Consider the following 17,707-nt stretch of genomic DNA (forward strand, 5'->3'; position numbering starts at 1 on the left):
ATTAGCTCGGCATACCCATCACCTATACCCATGATGGAGCCCAAGATGCTGACCCTTTTGACCTACCCCTCTGCCTTTGGCCTGTTCAGCGCCAGCCCGTTTTGCGTGAAGACGGCACTAATGCTGCAAACATCGGGCCAACGCTGGCAGCGATCTGACCTCCTTGATCCGCGCAAGATGCCGCATCAGAAGCTGCCGGTTCTGCGCACGCCGCAGCGTCTGATCCCCGACAGCGACCTGATCCGCGACTGGCTTGAGGCGCAAGGCAGTGATTTTGATCACGGGCTGAGCGATCTGCAAAAGGCCCAATCGCGCGCCTTGATCCGCCTGGCCGAAGAGCATCTGTATTTTCAGATCGTCCAAGACCGCTGGGCCAATGACGAAGTCTGGCCGATTCTGTATAAGACCTTTTTCACTGGCATCCCCGCCCTGATCCGCAAACCAGTTGCCAATTCTATCCGCAAGAACGTTGTTAAAGGATTGGGGTTTCAGGGCGTCTCTCGATTCTCAGATGCGGAACGTCAGGACAGGCTGGAACGCGATCTTGAGGCGATCTCGGCCTATCTATGGCAGTCGACCTATTTGATGGGAGAAACCCCGACCTCAGTGGATATGAGCGTGGCCCCCATGCTTGCCGCGATGCGCGCGACGCCGGCCAATACACCGCTGACCCAGCGGATCAAACAGGATAAGCTGTTGAGCGACTACATAGACCGGATGGAGCAGGCGATACCGCTGTCATGACACAATTTGACGATCCCGCAGTGGCAGCGGCCTATCATGCCCTGCCCGAAGGCACACGTGCCGGGGCGCTTGCGCTGCGTCAGTTGATCCTGGAAACCGCCACTTCGTTGCCCCGCGCGCAGCCGTTGCAAGAGGCATTGCGCTGGGGGCAGCCCGCCTATCTGGCGCCCAAGGGATCCACGATCCGATTGGGCGGGCACAAAGCGGCCCGCTTTGCCCTGTTCGTGCATTGCCAAAGCCGGTTGATGGGCGATTTCACCTCGGCCTTTCCGGGCGAAGATAGGATAGACGGCAACCGGGCAGTTCTGTTTGATGATCCGGATCAGATCGACGCCACCCGCCATGGCTGGCTGATAGCCCGTGCGTTGACCTATCACCTTCCCGCAAAAGGCTGACCTACATGCGCCTTGTTCCCGAGATGTGAATTCACTTCTGACGGCGTTTGCGTTCCACCTTGCGTTTGATCTTGTCCTTCTTGCGCTTGGTGCTGACTGCCTTGCGTCGCGTTGGGCGCTTGGATGCTCCTCCGCGCCCCGTCGGCAGGGCCTGATCGTCGATCGACAACAGCTCCAACTCCAGCCCGCCCGTCACAGGTGTCGCTTCGGTCAGACGCACGGTGACGCGTTGGCCGATGGCTATGATCAGCCCGGTGTCCGACCCCATCAGGGTTCCGGCCTCGCGGTCGAAATGGAAGAACTCGCGCCCCAAGGATCGCACCGGTACCAGACCGTCCGCGCCGGTCTCGTCCATTTTCACGAAAGCCCCAAACCGGGCGATACCACTGATCCGACCCGAGAACTCAGTCCCAACGCGCTCGCTCAGATAAGCCGCCAGATACCGGTCGGTCGTATCTCGTTCCGCCATCATCGAGCGGCGTTCGGTATCCGAGATATGAGTGGCAGTTTCGTCCAGCCGGGCGATCTCATCCTCGGTCAGCCCATCGGTACCCCAGCCATGGGCCGAGATCAGCGCGCGGTGCACGATCAGGTCGGCATAGCGCCGGATGGGCGAGGTGAAATGCGCGTAATTCCGCAGCGCCAGCCCGAAATGGCCGAAATTTTCAGCGTTGTAATAGGCCTGCGCCATCGACCGCAGGGTGGTCAGATTGATCAACTCTGCATCCTCGGTGCCCGCAGCCGCATTCAGCAGTGCGTTCAGGTGGCGGGTCTGCAACACCTGCCCCTTGGCCAAATTCAACCCCGCCGCCTGAGCCGTTTCCCGCAGGCTTTCCAGCTTCTCGGGTGCTGGTTCTTCGTGGACACGGAACAGCAGCGGGCGGCGCTTGGCGATCAGGGTTTCAGCCGCAGCGACATTGGCGAGGATCATGAACTCTTCGATCAGCTTATGCGCGTCCAGACGGTCGCGGAAAGCCACGCTTTGAACGTCGCCCGTATCGCTCAGGATAATCTTGCGTTCCGGCAGGTCCAGTTCCAGCGGTTGCCGCACACCCCGCGCCTTTTTCAGTGCAGCATAAGCAGCATAGAGCGGCTTCAATACGGTCTCTAACAGAGGCCCGGTGCGGTCATTGGGGGCACCATCGATGGCCTCCTGCACCTCGGCATAATGCAGCGAGGCGGCGGAGCGCATAAGCCCCCGCACGAACCGGTGGCCGATCTTGTTGCCCTCGGCGTCGATCTGCATCCGCACGGCGATACACGCGCGCGGGACGCCTTCGTGCAACGAACACAAATCACCGGACAGCCGATCCGGCAGCATCGGCACCACGCGGTCGGGGAAATAGCTGGAGTTGCCCCGCTTGCGCGCCTCGCGGTCCAGCGCCGTACCGGGCTGCACATAGGCGGCGACGTCAGCAATGGCGACCCAAATAACATGCCCCCCGGGGTTCTTAGGATCATCGTCAGCATGGGCGAAACAGGCGTCATCATGATCCCGCGCGTCTGAGGGGTCGATGGTCAGCAGCGGCATATCGCGCAGGTCTTCGCGCCCTTTCAGGCCAGCGGGTTTGGCCTTGTCGGCCTCTGCAATCACTGTGTCGGGAAAGTCATCGGGAATGCCATGCTGATGAATGGCGATCAGCGACACGGCCTTGGGGGCCGACGGGTCGCCCAGCCGTTCGACAATGCGGGCACGTGGCAGGCCCATGCGGGTCTTGGGTCCGGCCTGTTCTGCCTCGACCAGCTCACCGTCTTTTGCACCCAGTACGGCACCTTCATTGACCAACCACTCGTTCTGCCCGGCCTTGTCGATGGGCACGATCCGTCCGCCCTCGGTCCCTTTGCGGAAGATACCGACGATCTTGCGCGGGTTGGTTCCGATCCGGCGGATCAGGCGGGCCTCGTAATTATGGTCTTCCTCATGCACCACGGTCAGACGGGCCAGAATGCGGTCGCCTTCACCCAGCGCCGGGTCACTGGCGCGAGTGATCATCAGAACAACCGGCTCGACCCCTTCGCCATGCCATTCCAGCGGGCGCGCGAACAGATCACCATCGGCATTCGGCGCCTTCACCTGCAACACGCTGACAGGCGGCAAACGATCCGGGTCACGATAGCTGCGATTGCGCTTTTCAAGATGCCCTTCGGCCTCAAGTTCCTTGAGGATCCGTTTCAGGTCGATCCGATCCGCGCCCTTGATGCCAAAGGCTTTAGCAATGTCGCGTTTCGAGGTCAGGGTGGGGTTCGCTGAGATCCAATCGAGGACCTCTTGCTTGGTAGGGATGCGAGTCATGATTTCGGCCTATCACGGAGATGCGGCGGCGTCATGACCAAAAAGGGTCAGGCTTGCAGATCAGCAACCGTGTCGACATCGCGCAGCTGATCCAGCATCTCCACCCGGCATCCGGGGATCGAGGCCAGCGTGTCGGCCAGCGCATGTTCCGTCGACCAGCGCACGTTTTGAAACAGGCTGTGTGGCAGGGCACCAATGCGTTGCGCCCCGACCAGCCAATATCCGCCATCCGGGGCCGGACCAAACACCATCTGGTTGCGCCCCAATGCCCGGAACGCGCGCGCGATATGCCCCCGTGTAACCCCTGGGATATCCGCACCGATCAGACAGACTGGCCCTGTTGGCATTTCCCGCAGCATCCGCCCCATACGATCGCCTAGATCCCCACTCCCCTGTGGCGCACGTGGCAGATCAGCGGGCCAGATGCGGCTGGTCAGCCCTTCGCGGTCCGGCGAGACCGCCAGCACGATCTGCCAGCGCGGATCGCGCAGGCGCCGGATCAAAGAGCGGGTCTGATGCCGAAACCACCACGCCGCACCGACCATACCGATATCGCGCCCCAACCGGGTTTTGACACGGCCCGGGCGCGGTTCTTTCGCCATGATCACCAGGGTGCGCTGCATGAATCAGGAAAAATAGTCGGTCAGGATACGAGTATAGACCGCCTTGAGCTGTTCAATCTGCGCCACCTCAACGCATTCATCCACCTGATGCATGGTTTTGCCGACCAAACCAAATTCGACAACCGGACAATGATCCTTGACGAAACGCGCGTCCGAAGTACCCCCAGTTGTTGACATCTCGGGCGTGACCCCGGTTTCAGCCGCAACCGCTTTGGCCACCAATTCCGACAGAGGGCCAGGAGGGGTCAGAAAGCTTTCGCCCGATATCTTGATCCGCACATCAACATCAACGCCAAACGCGGCGGCTACATCGCGCGCCTGCGCTTGCAGCCAATCGCTGAGGCTGGCGCCGGAATGCAGGTCGTTGAACCGGATGTTCACCGCCCCGCTGCACTGTGCCGGGATGACATTTGTGGCGGAATTACCCGTGTCGATCGCCACAACCGCCAGCGTCGAGGCGTCAAAATGATCAGATCCCCGGTCCAACTCGTGACTGGCCAGCCTGTCCATCAGCCGGGCCATGGCGGGCAGTGGGTTCTTTGCCCGGTGCGGATAGGCCGAATGGCCCTGCACACCTGTTACGGTAAACCAGGCGGTCATCGAGCCGCGACGGCCAATCTTCATCATTTCACCCATCCTGTTCGGGCAGGTGGGTTCACCGACCAGGCAGACGCTCATCCGCTCGCCGCATTGATCCATATGGTCAAGCAGGGCGGTGGTGCCATGCAGCGCATCAGCCTCTTCGTCACCCGTGATCGTCAGGATGATCGCCCCGTCGGGCGGCGTGTCGCGTACAAAATCCACTGCCGCCGCTGCAAAGGCCGCCACACCCGATTTCATGTCAGTGGCCCCGCGTCCATACATGAACCCTTCCCGGATTTCTGCCCCGAAAGGCGGTGTGGTCCAAGCGGCCTCGTCGCCCACCGGAACAACATCGGTGTGACCGTTGAAACCAAAGCTTCGGGCGTGACCTTTTGCACCCCATCGCGCAAACAGATTGCTGATGCCGGCGCGATCAACACGGGTACAATCAAACCCCGCCTGCGACAGGACATCCTGCAGCAGGACAAGGGCACCGCCTTCTTCAGGTGTGACCGATGGGCAACGGATCAGGTCGGCCGTCAACGCAATCGGATCTGTCATGGTGGGCCCTTTCCATAAAATTTCTTTCAGGTTCGCGCACAGATTCAACGAATTGGCCCGATTGCCAACCCCAACAGGCCAGAAACCGCGGGCTTTTTCCACCTTGTATCGAACTGACACCCCCGGAAAACATGGGGCCTTACGCTGCGATTGCCTTGTCTGCCGGTTCGAATATGCGCTAGAGGGCCGCGAAACAGGTGATTTTACGATGACACGTGCTCTTTTCGCATTGATCTGCCTGACTTTCGCCGTTCTCGGCCAGCAAAGCCAGGCCCAGACGCTGACGGTTTCGACCGTGACACGGCCTCCGTTTTCTTTTGTCGAAGATGGAGCCCAAACCGGATTCTCGATGGACCTGCTTGAGGCGTTGGCTGAATCCCTGAATTGGGACTATTCCATCCAACGTTCCGACGCCTTTGGCGACATGCTGGGCGCAGTGCAGGACAGATCCGCCGATCTGGCCATCGCCAATATCTCGATCACTGCTTCGCGAGAAACGCAGATGGACTTCAGCCAGCCGATTTTCGAGGCTGGTTTGCAGATCATGGTGCCATCGGACGCGGTGCGCCGCCCGTCACTGCTACATGCGTTACTGTCGCGCGAATTGTTCATTGCTATCGGGCTTGCCTTTGCCATCCTTCTTGGCGGCGGCATGCTGATGTGGGTGTTCGAGCGCCGCTCGCAGCCCTATTTCGACCGCAAGCTAGACGAGGCCTGGTTCCCCTCATTCTGGTGGGCCTTGAATCTGGTGGTCAATGGCGGGTTTGAGGAACGAATGCCGCGCACGCCATTTGGTCGAATTCTGGGTGTAGTGCTGGTTGTATCTTCGCTGTTTATCGTCTCGGTCTTCACTGCGCGGATCACCTCGGTCATGACAGTGGATGCAATCAGTGGCAGCGTGAATTCGATAAATGACCTTTACGGCAAAGAGGTCGGAACAATCTCGAATTCAACCGCTGCTAACTTTCTGAACCGCCGCGAGATCGAGTTTACCAACTATGATGGGCTCGACCCCATGCTTGAAGCCTTTCGCAACGAGGAACTGGACGCCATAGTGTTCGACGCGCCGATCCTGTCCTATTTCGCCGCCCATGAAGGACGCCGGATCGCCTCGATGACAGGCGGTATATTCCTGCGCGAGAATTACGGCATTGCCTTCCCTACCGGGTCCCCGCTGGTCGAAGACGTCAACCAGGCGCTGCTGGCGCTGCGCGAAGACGGCACCTATGACGAGATTTATCGCAAGTGGTTTGGGGCGCGGAACTAAGCCGTCTCTTCATCCCCGAAAAACGGGGTCATCTGCGCCACGATCACTGCATTTTCATCCAGCGCGCGCTGCATCAGGGCCCGTTCATCCGGGTCGATCTCGTGACCTTGCGCTTCACGTTCAGCCAAAGTGCCATAGCCTGTGACATCCAAAGGCGCGGTATCTGCCTGTTTCAGGATCGCCACCGTTTCGCGCACGGCCTCGGCCTCGTCGACGCCGCTGGCAAAACACATCAATGCCGCCCCGGTTGCGCCGTCGGGCAGGCCATCGCCATCCTTGCGACCGATCTGCACAAGCAGGGTATAGACCTGCTGACGCGAAGGTTTCTTTTGCTTTTCCATGCAAGGGGCCATAGCCGCGCACCTGCCTGCGGTCAAGCAGCCGGGGAATTGCAGTGGATCGCCTGTGCCGCCATAGTGCCCGCAGTAACCTGACACCGATCACAAAAGGACGTTGCCATGACTTATCCGGATTTCATCACAGGATTCCCAAGCCTCGACGTGCCCTTCCCCGAAGATGTGGTGCAAACGGCCGTGATCAGATCAGACGCGGGGCTGGTGGCGTTTTTTACCTTTCTTCAGGATTTCGAACTGCCCCTTCATTCCCATCTGGCACAATGGGGAACTGTGGTCGAAGGTGAGATTGAGCTGACCATTGGCGATGAAACCAAGAGCTATGGCCCCGGTGACAGCTATTCGATCCCCGCAGGAGTGGAGCATGGCGGCAAGATCAAAGCCGGGTCGCGCGTCATTGATGTGTTCGAAGAACCGGACCGCTATCCGGTCAAAGGGTAAGCGATAACAAAAAAGGGCCGCAGCGGATCGCGCTGCAGCCCCCTTGTTTGATCCGCGCCCAGTATTAGTCGCGCAGCAGCTCGTTGATCCCGGTTTTCGAGCGGGTCTTTTCATCCACCCGTTTCACGATCACGGCGCAGTAGAGGTTGATGTTGTTCTTGGACGGCATCGAGCCCGCAACAACCACCGAATAGGGCGGAACTTCACCATAGGTGACCTCGCCGGTTTCGCGGTCGACGATCTTGGTCGATTTGCCGATGAACACGCCCATGCCCAGAACCGAGCCTTCGCGCACGATGCAGCCTTCGACCACTTCGGACCGGGCGCCGATAAAGCAGTTGTCTTCGATGATGGTCGGACCCGCCTGCATCGGTTCCAGAACGCCGCCGATCCCAACACCGCCCGACAGATGGACGTTCTTGCCGATCTGCGCGCATGAACCGACGGTGGCCCAAGTATCAACCATTGTGCCCTCGTCCACATAGGCACCCAGGTTCACAAATGACGGCATCAGAACCACGCCGGGCGCAATAAAGGCGGATTTGCGAACGACGCAATTCGGCACCGCGCGAAAGCCAGCGGCCCGCCATTGGTTTTCACCCCAACCCGCGAACTTGCTGTCCACCTTGTCCCACCAGCCGCCGTCCTGAGCGCCGCCGGTCTGGATTTCCATATCCTTGATGCGAAAGCCCAGCAGAACCGCTTTTTTCGCCCACTGGTTCACATGCCAGTCGCCGCTGTCTTGCTTTTCCGCGACCCGCAGCGACCCGCTGTCCAGCGCATTCAGCGTATCTTCGATCGCTTCGCGTGTCTCGCCGGTGGTGGCGGGGGTGATGGCATCTCGCGCCTCCCAGGCGGCTTCGATGGCGGCTTCCAGTTGCGCGTTGGACATTTGGCGGCTCCCTGCAGATTCTGTTCACGCTTGTGTTGCCTATACGCAAGCGACGGACTGGCTGCAATGCGACGCTGAGCGCGCGCTTTGCGGCTGTTTGTTGCGGTTTCAGCCGTTCAGAGGGTCCGGTGAGATGTTTCCACCACAGATCAGCACCGCCACCCGTTCGCCCGGCTCTGGCGTGTAAGCCCCCGATAGCAGCGCAGCCAAGGCTGTTGCGCCCGCTGGTTCCACCAGAACGCGATGCGCCCGCCACAAGGCCTGCTGCGCTTGAGAAATGGCCTGATCACTGACCAGAACCGATTGCACGCCCTGTGCCAGATCGAAACAAATTGAGCCGATCCGCCGCGCGCCCAGCGCATTTGCCGCAATGCCCGAGACGGACACATCCACCGGTTCTCCCGCCTGCAGGGCTGCATTCAGCGCGCAGGAGGTTTCCGGCTCAACCGCCACGACCTTGCGCGTGCCTTGCAGCCAGGCCAGCGCCCCGGCGATCAGACCGCCACCGCCCACCGCGATCAATACGGTATCCGCTTTCAGGCCCTGTGCCTCCCATTCGGCAAAGCAGGTTCCCTGCCCGGCGACCGTAGCGGGGGCGTCATAGGCGTGAATCTGCATCGCGCCCGACGCATCCTCATACGCCTGCGCCGCAGCAAGAGCGTTGGCATATTCTCCCGGCACCACGCTCAGATCTGCGCCTGCCTGTTCAATCAGCGCAATCTTGGACGGCCCTGCCAGTTCCGGGACAAAAATCTTGGCCGGATAGCCTAGCGCCTGTGCCGCATAGGCTGCGGCTGCGCCATGATTGCCGCCCGATGCGGCCACAACACCAGCCTCGGGCACATCCGAACTGATCAGAGTGTTAAACGCCCCGCGCGCCTTGAAACTGCCGGTGTGCTGCATATGCTCCAGCTTCATTTCCACCGAATAATCGAGACCCAAGACACGGCTTTCCATGACTGGCGTCACTTGTGCATAGCCGGTTATGCGGTGCTGTGCCGCCAGTATTTCGCTCTTCCAATTCATTCTCATCTTTCCGTGACTGGCACTCTGCGCCCGAACCCTATAGCTGTTTGGAAAACACGCAAGCAGGGATCGTTACCCCATGAGAGAAGACCGCCTCAGCCCGTTTCGCGACGCGCAGACCGACCGTTCGACCGCAAGCGAGGTACCCGACACCCCGCAAACCCGCTCACCCGCCTATCGCCTTGCCTTTGCCGATGAGGATTTCCTGTGCCGGGATGAGCTGCGCCCTGTGCGCCTGCAGCTGGAACTGCTCAAGCCCGAGATGATCATGACGGAGCGTGAGATCACCTCGACCATCGTCATGTTCGGCGGCGCGCGTATCCCTGAGCCGTCACAGAAACACACCGCGCGGACGGAAACGCTGGCCGGGCTGTCGGAATATTACGACGAAGCGCGCGAGTTTGCCCGGTTGATGACCGAGAAATCGAACGAAACCGGCGGGCGCGAGAATGTAATCGTCACCGGCGGTGGCCCCGGCGTGATGGAGGCTGGCAACCGCGGCGCGCAGGATGCGAACGGCTGTTCCATCGGCCTGAACATTGTGCTGCCGCATGAACAGGCACCGAACCTGTACGTTACGCCCGAGCTCAGCTTTAACTTCCACTATTTCGCCATCCGCAAGATGCATTTCCTGATGCGCGCCCGCGCCATCACCATCTTCCCCGGCGGCTTTGGCACCATGGATGAGCTGTTCGAGTCCCTGACCCTGATTCAAACCGGCCGTATGGAGCGTGTGCCCTTCCTGCTATTCGGTCGCGCGTTCTGGGAAAAGGTCATCAACTGGGAGGCGCTGGCCGACGCCGGCACCATCTCGGACGAGGATCTGGACCTGTTCCGGTTCGTCGATACCGCGCAAGAGGCGGTCGACATAATCGAGAAATGGGAACCCACCCCGCCCCGTGACGAAATACCGGGGCGCTAAACGATGGGGCGCAAGACCGGCGAGATGCTGCATCTGCGGGGCAACGCACTGACCAAGGGCGAGCCCGTGGCCCTGCCCCTGACCCAAAGCAGTATGTTCCACCTGCCCGGCGCGCCGGACGGGCATGATTTCTACGGTCGCGTCAACAACCCAACCTGGGAACATCTGGAACAGGTTCTCGCCCATCTTGAAGACGCCCCCTGCCTGGCTTTCCCGTCGGGCATGGCGGCGATTTCGGCCGCGTTGTTTGCCACGGTCAAAGCCGGGTCGCGCATCCTAATCCCGTCGGATGGCTATTACGTCACCCGCGTGCTGGCCGACCGATTTCTGTCAGGTCTGGGTGTCATAGTGACAGAACGCCCGACAACCGCCTTTTCCGAAGGTGGGTTCGACGGCTTCGATGTGGTCTTTGTCGAAAGCCCCTCGAACCCTGGCCTGGATATGATGGACCTGCCAGCCATCGCGTCGTCCGTGCGCGCAGCTGGTGGGATCACCATTGCTGACAACACAACCATGACACCACTGGGCCAGCGTCCTTTGGATATGGGCGTAGATATCGTCGTGTCCTCTGACACCAAGGCCATGGGCGGGCATTCCGATCTGCTGATGGGCCATGTGGCCAGCCGCAATACAGATGTCATGGAGCGGGTCGAGGAATGGCGGCGTGTCTCTGGCGCGATCCCCGGCCCGCATGAGGCTTGGTTGCTGCATCGTGGGCTGGAAACACTGGATGTTCGGTTCGACCGGATGTGCAGCTCGGCCCAGGTGTTGGCAGAACGGTTGGCGGCGCATCCGTCTGTGAAAGACATCCGCTATCCCGGCCTGCCAGGTGACCCATCCTACACCTTGGCACAGGCTCAGACCACGCGGTTCGGATTCCTTCTTTCGATCACGTTGGAAACCCAGGCCAAGGCCGAAACCTTCATCAACACCTGTCCAATGCTGCGCCCTGCGACGTCTTTTGGCGGCGTCCATAGCTCGGCCGAGCGCCGCGCCCGTTGGGGCGACGACGTTGACCCCGCTTTTGTCCGTCTGTCCGTGGGATGCGAGCCGGTGGTTGAGCTTTGGCAGGCAATCGATGCCAGCCTGAACGCACTGTAATTACTTTTTGGGCGTGCGCAGCTCGGTGAACACGTAGATCGGCAGCACGACGCTGGCGATCAGCGCGCCCACCCAGACCAGCAGTGTCGCAGCCAGCAGGTTGGAAATTCCGCCAACCGTCAGCCCATTGGTCACCAGATCGGTCACAAGCAGGCCGACAAAGGTCACGATCAACGCGATCCCGCCTTTCAACGAAGGCGCCCTTTTCTCACCCAACTTCAGGATCAGCGGCTCGGCCACCACCTGCACCAGCGTGAATACGATCACCACAACGATGAATGAAATCGGCTTGATTGCAAAACCGGTCAGTAGCAAAGCGGCCAACATTAACCCAATGGCATTGCCCGCCAGCAAGGCCAGAACCGATTTAAGTCTGCGCGTCATCGGCTAATCTCCGTCAATGAATAATATGAAACAGCCTGATAGTATCAGAGATTACGAAACTTGCGAACCAATTTAGCCACCGGTTCTTTTTGACCTGTTGAAATCACGTGATAAAATACCTTCATCATGATCAGCCCTTCCCCCATCCATGAGAGGTGAGATGAGCGACGATCCCTATGCCGCACTTGGCGTGGCCAAAGATGCCAGCGACGCTGAAATCAAAAAAGCGTATCGGCGCATTGCCAAGGAATGCCACCCGGACTTGAAACCCGGGGACGCCGAGGCCGAAGCCAAGTTCAAGGCCGCCGCCGCGGCCTATGATCTGTTGAAAGATCCTGAGACGCGCAAACGCTATGACAATGGTGAGATTGATGCCTCGGGACAGGAACGCCCGCAACAGCAATACTATCGCGATTACGCCGAAGCCGCCGGCAACCCCTATCGCGGGCAGGCGACGGACCCGGACGACATGTCGGACATTTTTGCTGAATTCATGCGGGGTCGCGGCGGATTTGGTGGGCAAGGCGGCCGCGAGTTTCACGCGCCCGGCCACAATCTGAACTTCACGCTTCAGATCAGCTTTCTGGATGCGGTATTCGGCGCCAGCCAGAAACTGACCCTGCCGGATGGGGACCGGATCGAGGTCAAGATACCCGCAGGGATCACAAGCGGTCAGACCATTCGCCTGCGGGGCAAGGGTGCCGCTGGCTATGGTGAGGGGCCGCGCGGCGATGCGCTGGTGACAGTATCAGTCGCGGATCATCCGGTATTCGACCGTCAGGGAAATGACATTCACATCACGCTGCCCATCACGATTGATGAGGCGGTGCTGGGCGGCAAAGTGGCGGCGCCCACGATCGATGGGGGTGTAAACGTGACCGTCCCGGCGGGAACCAGCAGCGGCAGAACCCTGCGCTTGCGGGGTAAGGGCGTGAAGAAGCGCGGCTCGGCCGAACGGGGCGACCAGTTGATCGAGCTGACCATTTCAATGCCCGATCAAATCGATGATGAGTTGAGGCAATTTATGGATTCATGGCGAGAAACCCACCGCTATGACCCACGCAAAGGAATGCCGTCATGACCCGCACCCTGACCGAAGAGGAACTGATCACCGCCGTAGCCCGGCTGACTTCGACCCGATTGACAGAATATCTGGCCGCCGAAATCGTGATCCCCGAACAAACAGATCGCGGATTGGTCTATCACAGCCTCGACGTTGCCCGGCTGGAGTTGGCCTGCGAGTTGCACGACCAATACGAAATGGAGGCAGACGCAGTGTCGATGATGATTTCCCTGATCGACCAGATGCATGGGTTGCGCGCAGAACTTCGAGAGGTCCTGAACGCCGTCGCAGCGCAGCCAGATCCGGTTCGTCAGCAACTGATCAAAGTGATCGGCACCGCGAGATTTGGGTGAGAGAGGCCTAATTGTCGACCAGATATTCTTCGGGAACGAAGAATGTGTAATCTCGGTCGGCAACCGCCTCGTGGCAATCGTGGCAATACGCAACTGCGTTGGCGCGATCCCCCATCGTGTCCCCAAACAATGACCCGTCCGGCATGACCATGATATAGCGCCAGTCAGCCGTAGCAGGGTTGGCGCCCTCGGCCAGTTTCTGCATGACGAACATCGCGCCGGGATGGCTTTTCCCCTCATCCGTAACGGTCACGCTGTCCTTGGCCAGCACAGACCCCACCGGGAGCTTTTCGCCTTCCGTCAGGGTTGCATAATTATACGCCATCCGGTTTGCATAGCTGTTCACAAATCGCCGACCATGGGTTTCAGATATATAGGGCGCATCGTTGTACAGCGGCCAGTTTTGGTAATTCAGAAGCAGATCCAACTGCGCTGCGGCATAGCCGCGTGCCATCCGGCGCTGCAACGAGTCATAAATTTCACGTGCGTCGTCCTTGGTCAGATCAGCCGGATTTTCGATAGCCAGATGAGCATCCTCATCATTTGACTGCGCAACAACATCAGTTACGGCGACGGCCGCACAAGCCAAAACTAAAACAAAACTAAAGTACGGGATTTTCAATCGAAACATCATAGAGATAACCCAACTCGTAACCTGTTATGCCGCAATCGGCACACGGAGCTGAAATACAAGGTAGCCGCCGTGAACGAATTTGCCACATGCCAGCCACCGAACTCACCCTATTGTGCGCAAGTGAGCCTGGTGCATCCACACCTAGCCAATGAAACATATCAAATTTTGCATTCGATAGACAGCGCCCCAAAAATTAATTTTGCGACGCCCTTCTATTCAGCCGCTTATCCGCGGTCGAGACCGGCCTCGGCCTCAATCTGCTTGCGCGATTTACGGGCGCGTTCGGTGGTCGATTTCAGCTGACCGCAGGCCGCCATAATGTCCTCGCCCCGCGTCTTGCGGATGGGCGAGGCATACCCGGCCTGATAGATGATATTGGCAAAAGCCCGAATACGATTGTTCGAGCTGCGCTTATACGGCGCGCCGGGCCATTCGTTGAACGGGATCAGATTGATCTTGGCCGGGATTTTGTGGCGCTTGATATGTTCGATCAAACGATGCGCATCCTCATCGCTGTCATTCACACCATCAAGCATCACGTATTCAAACGTAATCCGTTCCGAATTGGAAACCTTGGGATAGCTGGCCAAAGCCTGCAGCAACTCTTCGATATTCCAGCGTTTGTTGATCGGCACCAGCACATCGCGGACTTCATTGGTCGTCGCGTGGAACGAAATTGCCAGCAGGCAGCCGATTTCCTGCGCGGTACGCGCGATCTCGGGCACCACGCCCGATGTCGACAGGGTAATCCGGCGGCGAGACAGCGAGATACCTTCGGGGTCCATCGCGATTTTCATCGCGTCGCGGACGTTCTCAAAATTGTAAAGAGGCTCGCCCATACCCATCAGAACGATGTTCGACAGCAGGCGGGTTTCGTCCTTGGGCGCACCCGGTACCGGCCACTCGTCAAGATCATCCCGCGCCATCATCACCTGACCTACAATTTCCGCCGCCGTCAGGTTGCGCACCAGTTTCTGCGTGCCTGTATGGCAGAAGGAACAAGTCAGCGTGCAACCGACCTGAGACGAGATACACAGCGTGCCGCGATCGTCCTCGGGAATATAGACCACCTCGACCTCATGGCCGCCAGCAATACGGACCAGATACTTGCGTGTGCCATCCTCGGACACCTGTCGGGTCACAACCTCAGGGATTTCGATCACGAAATGCTCGGCCAGCTGGGTGCGATAGGCTTTGGCCAGATTGGTCATCTCGGCAAAGTCGCGCACACCCCATTGGTAAATCCATTGCCAGATCTGGCCCGTGCGCATCTTGGCCTGTTTTTCAGGCGTGCCGTGTTCGATCAGGGTTTCGCGCAGGCGATCCCGGGTCAACCCGACAAGGTTCACCTTCCCCTCCGGCAATTTGCGGGGGATGGTCATGACGTCTTGAGTGATCGGCGCTTTGGGCGACATAGGTGGGTCTCGAAGATTCTGGCTTGGAATGCGCCTCTATATAGGACTGCGCGCAAAGATCAAAAGAATTCGTCGCGCCTAATTTACAAAACGCAGCAATTCGTCAATCCGCAGGCGCCCCAATTCAATCCGGCAAGAGGTGATACCAATGCCGGTTCCCGACCCACCACCAAAAGACGCGCCGACCGCCTCGCACTGCGCATCACGATACCCGACCCACGCGCTTTGCGCCGCCTCCATCGCAGGCGCCGCGCTTGTCCGTCCGGTCACCTCGTCCAACGCGTTGGCTGCATCCATGGCAAAGCCAAAACTATCGGTCAGCGCGGCCTCAACCCCCGCTTCCATACTGGCAACGCAAGATCCGATTTCGACTTGTGAACTTGCGTTCGTGCACTCCATTGCAGGATCCGCCACAGCCAACGTGGGGGTTAAAACAGCCAGTATCACCAAACGCATGACATACTCCTCGAAGGGTCGTTAGACTAACGCGTTCAGCTTAGCACAGCGACGCCAGAGGTTACAAAAAACCGCGGGGGATCAACCCCGCGGTCATTCGAACTCCTGTGCCGCCCGGACGTTTCCAGGCCAGCCGTATTGGATCACGCACCTGCTGGTGGAATAAAGCAATCCTCGGCGTCCAGCGTTTTGACCGGATCGTTTGGCCCACATTGCTCTCCCGAAACCGGGTATGTCTCAGCGGATTTATCACAAGCGCTCAGCAATACGACGGCGGTCAGCACAAACAGGCCCAAAACTTTCTTCTGCATCGATGCTCTCCTTTTCTCTCTGCTTGAACCGATTAGTTCAGTATTTCAGAGCGCGGAGCATTGACGCAGATCAAATTTATAGATGACGTTAAGTTAAGCTATGAAGGAGGGCGGTCCTATCCTGCGAAACTGGCACCATTTTGCAAGCCGGGCCACTGCCCGAGCGCTGGCGCGCTCAGTTGGTACAGCGTTTCTCGGCGTCGTCTAAAGCGGCTGTGAAGCCCAGCAATGAGAAAGTATCTTTGGTCTGAGTGCCGCGCTCGGACCGGGCGGTCAGCACTGCTTCGGTACCGCTTTTCATGGCAGCGATTACTTTTTGGTCATCACCCTCTGACGCGGGCCAGGCCCATTCGCCTTCGGTGCTGAATTCGAAGCTGTTTCCGTCGATGGATACAGATACGGTCGATCCCGCGGCAAACGGATAGCCCCCGGTGAATGAGACGCGCCCCTTCACATCGGGATCAGGTCTGAACACGACAAACAGCAGGATGTCGCTGCGCCTCACCGAAACAACGCGCCCGCCGCGCGTGTTGACGGTTTCATCCGGCGTTGCAACGCTCCAGCATTCGGTTGGGTCCTCTTCCACAAACACACTCCAGTCGGTGTTTACGGACACTCTATTGGTGCTGTCTGCCTGCTGAGCGGTAGCAGCCGTTGTCATCCCTGCCACGCACAGGCCCGCGATTACGCGGACGAGCTTTGATCCCATCTGTCCAGCCTCCTAGCTCGACCTAATACCTCATACCCACCGGAATGGCTCGCGAACCCTGACGGTTCGTCTGTAAGTTGCGTCTTCCGGTGATTGCCGACATACACACACTATCGCAAGTTTCGCCATAGGCGAAAGGGCGGTTGGCAGTTTTTTGCGCATGTTTAGGAGGGTCCCGATGACGCAGCCTGTAGCAATGACCGAACTATGGCGGGGGCCTTTACTGGAAAGCCTGCATCTGGGACATGCGGTTATCTGTGATGACACAGGTCAGATCGTGCGCAGCTGGGGCGACCCGGAGGCGATAATCTACCCCCGGTCTTCGGCCAAGATGATACAGGCCCTGCCGTTGATTACATCGGGGGCGGCCGCGAAATACGGGCTGAACAGCGAGCATCTGGCATTGGCCTGTGCCTCGCATAACGGCGCGCATATTCACACAGACAGGGTAACGTCCTGGCTGGACCATCTGGGCCTGGCTGAACCCGATTTGCGCTGTGGGCCGCAAGAGCCTCAGGATATGGCGGCGCGCGACGGGCTGATACTTGCCGACGACACGCCCTGTCAGATCCACAACAACTGCTCGGGCAAACATTGCGGGTTTTTGACGGTAGCACAGCATATGGGTGCCGGGCCGGAATATCTTGAAATCGACCACCCGGTTCAACAGGCCTGTTTGTCCGCGCTGGAAGAAACTACCGGCGAAACCAGCCCTGGCTATGGCATCGATGGCTGTTCCGCCCCGAACTTTGCCACCTCGCTGGTGGGGATGGCACGGTCGATGGCGTGGTTTGCCTCGGCGGCGGACCGGTCGGACCGGGCCAGCGATGCGGCACAACACCTGACCGCGGCGATGATCAAACATCCCGAGCTGGTGGCCGGAGAGACGCGCGCCTGTACCGAGCTGATGCGCGCCATGAACGGGCGCGCCGCGATCAAGACCGGGGCCGAGGCCGTATTCATCGCCATCATCCCTGAAAAACGCATGGGCGTCGCGCTGAAGATCACCGATGGCGCCACCCGTGCCAGCGAATGCGCCATTGCTGCCATTCTGGTCAGCCTCGGCGTACTGGAGGCCGATCACCCGGCCACCCGCACCTTTATGAACGCCACGCAATACAGCCGTCGCGGGCTGGAATGTGGCGTGATCCGACCCGCGCCGGGTTTCCCCGGCTAGGGCCG

Annotated in this window: 21 protein-coding genes; 9 read left to right on the forward strand and 12 right to left on the reverse strand. The window is 59.4% G+C overall.

All coding sequences use genetic code 11. The features are described 5' to 3' along the window. Positions 1-30: 30 nt before the first annotated feature. Positions 31-744: a glutathione S-transferase family protein gene (locus tag AC2FIZ_RS11375; RefSeq protein WP_345741810.1), complete on the forward strand. Its 714-nt coding sequence runs from the start codon at positions 31-33 to the stop codon at positions 742-744. Further along, positions 741-1,139 (forward strand): DUF1801 domain-containing protein, encoded by a 399-nt coding sequence (locus AC2FIZ_RS11380; RefSeq protein ID WP_281995448.1) that lies wholly within the window; start codon positions 741-743, stop codon positions 1,137-1,139. The genes AC2FIZ_RS11375 and AC2FIZ_RS11380 overlap by 4 nt, the downstream gene beginning before the upstream one ends. A gap of 31 nt (positions 1,140-1,170) precedes the next feature. Here the strand turns inward: AC2FIZ_RS11380 and rnr are convergent, their stop codons facing one another. The 3 genes from rnr to dapE are packed head-to-tail and all read right to left on the reverse strand — an operon-like array spanning position 1,171 to position 5,198. After that, positions 1,171-3,432: a ribonuclease R gene (rnr, locus tag AC2FIZ_RS11385; RefSeq protein WP_496694189.1), complete on the reverse strand. Its 2,262-nt coding sequence runs from the start codon at positions 3,430-3,432 to the stop codon at positions 1,171-1,173. 47 nt (positions 3,433-3,479) lie between these two features. Further along, positions 3,480-4,055, reverse strand: a complete 576-nt coding sequence (locus AC2FIZ_RS11390; protein ID WP_281995450.1) for a TIGR04282 family arsenosugar biosynthesis glycosyltransferase — start codon at positions 4,053-4,055, stop codon at positions 3,480-3,482. Positions 4,056-4,058: 3 nt separating this feature from the next. Then, complete coding sequence (gene dapE / locus AC2FIZ_RS11395) at positions 4,059-5,198, reverse strand: succinyl-diaminopimelate desuccinylase (RefSeq protein ID WP_281995451.1); 1,140 nt, start codon at positions 5,196-5,198, stop codon at positions 4,059-4,061. Positions 5,199-5,406: 208 nt separating this feature from the next. Between dapE and AC2FIZ_RS11400 the strand changes: the two genes are divergently transcribed. Further along, positions 5,407-6,465, forward strand: coding sequence for a transporter substrate-binding domain-containing protein (locus AC2FIZ_RS11400; protein WP_496689957.1), 1,059 nt, complete (start codon positions 5,407-5,409; stop codon positions 6,463-6,465). Here AC2FIZ_RS11400 and AC2FIZ_RS11405 read toward each other — a convergent pair. Then, complete coding sequence (locus AC2FIZ_RS11405; RefSeq protein ID WP_039539567.1) at positions 6,462-6,806, reverse strand: DUF8846 family protein; 345 nt, start codon at positions 6,804-6,806, stop codon at positions 6,462-6,464. The two genes, AC2FIZ_RS11400 and AC2FIZ_RS11405, sit on opposite strands and share 4 nt — an antisense overlap. Positions 6,807-6,923: 117 nt before the next feature. Between AC2FIZ_RS11405 and AC2FIZ_RS11410 the strand changes: the two genes are divergently transcribed. Then, positions 6,924-7,259 (forward strand): cupin domain-containing protein, encoded by a 336-nt coding sequence (locus AC2FIZ_RS11410; protein ID WP_142637196.1) that lies wholly within the window; start codon positions 6,924-6,926, stop codon positions 7,257-7,259. A 64-nt stretch (positions 7,260-7,323) separates the two neighbouring features. On the opposite strand, the gene dapD is transcribed toward AC2FIZ_RS11410, so the two are convergent. Both dapD and AC2FIZ_RS11420 read right to left on the reverse strand, forming a co-directional pair. Then, a complete protein-coding gene (dapD, locus tag AC2FIZ_RS11415) occupies positions 7,324-8,151 on the reverse strand; it encodes a 2,3,4,5-tetrahydropyridine-2,6-dicarboxylate N-succinyltransferase (protein WP_271949578.1) in 828 nt (275 codons plus the stop codon). A gap of 108 nt (positions 8,152-8,259) precedes the next feature. Further along, complete coding sequence (locus AC2FIZ_RS11420) at positions 8,260-9,177, reverse strand: serine/threonine dehydratase (protein ID WP_281995453.1); 918 nt, start codon at positions 9,175-9,177, stop codon at positions 8,260-8,262. Positions 9,178-9,256: 79 nt separating this feature from the next. Here AC2FIZ_RS11420 and AC2FIZ_RS11425 point away from each other — a divergent pair, with 79 nt between their 5' ends. Together AC2FIZ_RS11425 and AC2FIZ_RS11430 are read left to right on the forward strand one after the other, a co-directional pair. After that, entirely contained in the window at positions 9,257-10,099 is an 843-nt protein-coding gene (locus AC2FIZ_RS11425; protein WP_142637203.1) for an LOG family protein, read from the forward strand. Positions 10,100-10,102: 3 nt separating this feature from the next. Then, positions 10,103-11,200 carry a cystathionine gamma-lyase gene (locus tag AC2FIZ_RS11430; RefSeq protein WP_281973036.1) on the forward strand — a complete coding sequence of 366 codons (1,098 nt, stop codon included), beginning with the start codon at positions 10,103-10,105 and terminating at the stop codon, positions 11,198-11,200. Here AC2FIZ_RS11430 and AC2FIZ_RS11435 read toward each other — a convergent pair whose 3' ends face one another. Next, the gene (locus tag AC2FIZ_RS11435; protein WP_271949569.1) at positions 11,201-11,584 is read right to left on the reverse strand and encodes a hypothetical protein; all 384 of its coding nucleotides are present in this window, start codon (positions 11,582-11,584) and stop codon (positions 11,201-11,203) included. A 160-nt stretch (positions 11,585-11,744) separates the two neighbouring features. Between AC2FIZ_RS11435 and AC2FIZ_RS11440 the strand changes: the two genes are divergently transcribed. Then, positions 11,745-12,665, forward strand: a complete 921-nt coding sequence (locus tag AC2FIZ_RS11440) for a DnaJ C-terminal domain-containing protein (RefSeq protein ID WP_271949567.1) — start codon at positions 11,745-11,747, stop codon at positions 12,663-12,665. Next, the gene (locus tag AC2FIZ_RS11445) at positions 12,662-13,000 is read left to right on the forward strand and encodes a hypothetical protein (RefSeq protein ID WP_281973035.1); all 339 of its coding nucleotides are present in this window, start codon (positions 12,662-12,664) and stop codon (positions 12,998-13,000) included. The genes AC2FIZ_RS11440 and AC2FIZ_RS11445 overlap by 4 nt, the downstream gene beginning before the upstream one ends. Before the next feature lie 7 nt (positions 13,001-13,007). Here the strand turns inward: AC2FIZ_RS11445 and AC2FIZ_RS11450 are convergent, their stop codons facing one another. From AC2FIZ_RS11450 to AC2FIZ_RS11470, 5 genes are all read right to left on the reverse strand, one after another. Next, entirely contained in the window at positions 13,008-13,631 is a 624-nt protein-coding gene (locus tag AC2FIZ_RS11450; RefSeq protein ID WP_496791041.1) for a cytochrome P460 family protein, read from the reverse strand. Between the two features lie 227 nt (positions 13,632-13,858). Beyond that, positions 13,859-15,049, reverse strand: coding sequence for a dual-specificity RNA methyltransferase RlmN (gene rlmN / locus AC2FIZ_RS11455; protein WP_496791042.1), 1,191 nt, complete (start codon positions 15,047-15,049; stop codon positions 13,859-13,861). Positions 15,050-15,127: 78 nt separating this feature from the next. Next, positions 15,128-15,505 (reverse strand): lysozyme inhibitor LprI family protein, encoded by a 378-nt coding sequence (locus tag AC2FIZ_RS11460; protein ID WP_271949559.1) that lies wholly within the window; start codon positions 15,503-15,505, stop codon positions 15,128-15,130. Between the two features lie 143 nt (positions 15,506-15,648). Further along, entirely contained in the window at positions 15,649-15,816 is a 168-nt protein-coding gene (locus tag AC2FIZ_RS11465; RefSeq protein WP_185956689.1) for a hypothetical protein, read from the reverse strand. Between the two features lie 175 nt (positions 15,817-15,991). Beyond that, entirely contained in the window at positions 15,992-16,525 is a 534-nt protein-coding gene (locus AC2FIZ_RS11470) for an invasion associated locus B family protein (protein ID WP_142637215.1), read from the reverse strand. 178 nt (positions 16,526-16,703) lie between these two features. Here AC2FIZ_RS11470 and AC2FIZ_RS11475 point away from each other — a divergent pair, with 178 nt between their 5' ends. Next, a complete protein-coding gene (locus tag AC2FIZ_RS11475) occupies positions 16,704-17,702 on the forward strand; it encodes an asparaginase (protein ID WP_142637217.1) in 999 nt (332 codons plus the stop codon). Positions 17,703-17,707: the final 5 nt, after the last annotated feature.

The sequence above is a fragment of the Ruegeria sp. CDSB022 genome (assembly GCF_059611145.1).

Coding starts and splice junctions, on each gene's coding strand:
- AC2FIZ_RS11465 (WP_185956689.1), bottom strand. CDS start 15,816: ATGCAGAAGAAAGTTTTGGGCCTGTTTGTGCTGACCGCCGTCGTATTG.
- AC2FIZ_RS11375 (WP_345741810.1), top strand. CDS start 31: ATGATGGAGCCCAAGATGCTGACCCTTTTGACCTACCCCTCTGCCTTT.
- dapD (WP_271949578.1), bottom strand. CDS start 8,151: ATGTCCAACGCGCAACTGGAAGCCGCCATCGAAGCCGCCTGGGAGGCG.
- AC2FIZ_RS11435 (WP_271949569.1), bottom strand. CDS start 11,584: ATGACGCGCAGACTTAAATCGGTTCTGGCCTTGCTGGCGGGCAATGCC.
- AC2FIZ_RS11390 (WP_281995450.1), bottom strand. CDS start 4,055: ATGCAGCGCACCCTGGTGATCATGGCGAAAGAACCGCGCCCGGGCCGT.
- AC2FIZ_RS11410 (WP_142637196.1), top strand. CDS start 6,924: ATGACTTATCCGGATTTCATCACAGGATTCCCAAGCCTCGACGTGCCC.
- rlmN (WP_496791042.1), bottom strand. CDS start 15,049: ATGTCGCCCAAAGCGCCGATCACTCAAGACGTCATGACCATCCCCCGC.
- rnr (WP_496694189.1), bottom strand. CDS start 3,432: ATGACTCGCATCCCTACCAAGCAAGAGGTCCTCGATTGGATCTCAGCG.
- AC2FIZ_RS11445 (WP_281973035.1), top strand. CDS start 12,662: ATGACCCGCACCCTGACCGAAGAGGAACTGATCACCGCCGTAGCCCGG.
- AC2FIZ_RS11430 (WP_281973036.1), top strand. CDS start 10,103: ATGGGGCGCAAGACCGGCGAGATGCTGCATCTGCGGGGCAACGCACTG.
- AC2FIZ_RS11380 (WP_281995448.1), top strand. CDS start 741: ATGACACAATTTGACGATCCCGCAGTGGCAGCGGCCTATCATGCCCTG.
- AC2FIZ_RS11470 (WP_142637215.1), bottom strand. CDS start 16,525: ATGGGATCAAAGCTCGTCCGCGTAATCGCGGGCCTGTGCGTGGCAGGG.
- AC2FIZ_RS11440 (WP_271949567.1), top strand. CDS start 11,745: ATGAGCGACGATCCCTATGCCGCACTTGGCGTGGCCAAAGATGCCAGC.
- AC2FIZ_RS11475 (WP_142637217.1), top strand. CDS start 16,704: ATGACGCAGCCTGTAGCAATGACCGAACTATGGCGGGGGCCTTTACTG.
- AC2FIZ_RS11450 (WP_496791041.1), bottom strand. CDS start 13,631: ATGTTTCGATTGAAAATCCCGTACTTTAGTTTTGTTTTAGTTTTGGCT.
- AC2FIZ_RS11400 (WP_496689957.1), top strand. CDS start 5,407: ATGACACGTGCTCTTTTCGCATTGATCTGCCTGACTTTCGCCGTTCTC.
- dapE (WP_281995451.1), bottom strand. CDS start 5,198: ATGACAGATCCGATTGCGTTGACGGCCGACCTGATCCGTTGCCCATCG.
- AC2FIZ_RS11420 (WP_281995453.1), bottom strand. CDS start 9,177: ATGAATTGGAAGAGCGAAATACTGGCGGCACAGCACCGCATAACCGGC.
- AC2FIZ_RS11405 (WP_039539567.1), bottom strand. CDS start 6,806: ATGGAAAAGCAAAAGAAACCTTCGCGTCAGCAGGTCTATACCCTGCTT.
- AC2FIZ_RS11425 (WP_142637203.1), top strand. CDS start 9,257: ATGAGAGAAGACCGCCTCAGCCCGTTTCGCGACGCGCAGACCGACCGT.
- AC2FIZ_RS11460 (WP_271949559.1), bottom strand. CDS start 15,505: ATGCGTTTGGTGATACTGGCTGTTTTAACCCCCACGTTGGCTGTGGCG.